This is a genomic window from Ruminococcus sp. CAG:330 (assembly GCF_000437175.1).
GTDB lineage: Bacteria > Bacillota > Clostridia > Oscillospirales > Ruminococcaceae > Ruminococcus_C.
The window spans coordinates 1-943 of the sequence record NZ_FR898086.1 but is presented as its reverse complement, the minus strand read 5'-3'; the positions used below and the strand labels follow the sequence as shown (position 1 = coordinate 943).

General features: G+C 45.7%; 1 protein-coding gene. It reads left to right on the top strand.

Going from position 1 to position 943, the window contains the following annotated elements:
- On the top strand, nt 1-943 hold a 943-nt coding region (locus tag QZL66_RS09950), incomplete at both ends, for a leucine-rich repeat domain-containing protein (protein ID WP_293614954.1).

The window sequence follows — 943 nt, the reverse complement described above, 5'->3', positions numbered from 1 at the left end:
GCACAATGACCATCAGCGGCTCAGGGGCGATGAAGGGTTATAGTTGGTACTCTGGTAGCCCTGCAACCCAAAAGAAAGACAACGTAAAAAAAGTTGTGATTCAAGAGGGCGTTACAAGCATCGGAAATTCTGCGTTTTACAATTGCAGCAATTTAAAAAGCATTGAAATTCCAGAAGGTGTCACAAGCATCGGAGCTTTTGCGTTTTACAATTGTGGCGGCTTAACCAGTATCGAAATTCCAGAAACTGTCAAAAACATCGGAAAGGGTGCGTTTGCCGGGTGTGGCGGCTTAACTAGCCTCGAAATTCCGAGTGGTGTCACAAGCATTGGAGATCATACGTTTTCCGGTTGCAGCAGCTTGACAGACATCACGATTCCAGATAGTGTCACAAGCATCGGAAATTCTGCGTTTTCCGGTTGCAGCAGTTTAACAGACATCACGATTCCGGAGAGTGTCACAAACATTGAAGATTCTGCGTTTGAGTATTGCAGCAGCTTGACAGGTATCACAATTCCAGAGAGTGTCACAAGTATCGAAAGGTATGCGTTTCGGAATTGCACCGGCTTAAAAAGCATTACCATTCCAAAGAGTGTTGAAAGCGTAGGAGATGAAGCATTTTCCGGCTGTACTGCTCTGACTGAGGTGCTTCTTGAAGGCGGCTCTACGCTGACAAGCGAAAATTTCGGTGAAGTTGCAGACAAAGTTGTAACCCGCTGGAACGAAGACAGCCTGATCTGGACACTCGCCGCCGACGGCACAATGACCATCAGCGGCACGGGGACGATGAAGAATTACTCTAATGATAGCCCTGCAACCCAGAAGAAAGACAACATAAAAAAAGTTGTGATTGAAGATGGCGTTACAAGCATCGGAAAGTATGCGTTTTACAATTGCAGCAATTTAAAAAGCATTGAAATTCCGAGTAGTGTCACAAGCATCGG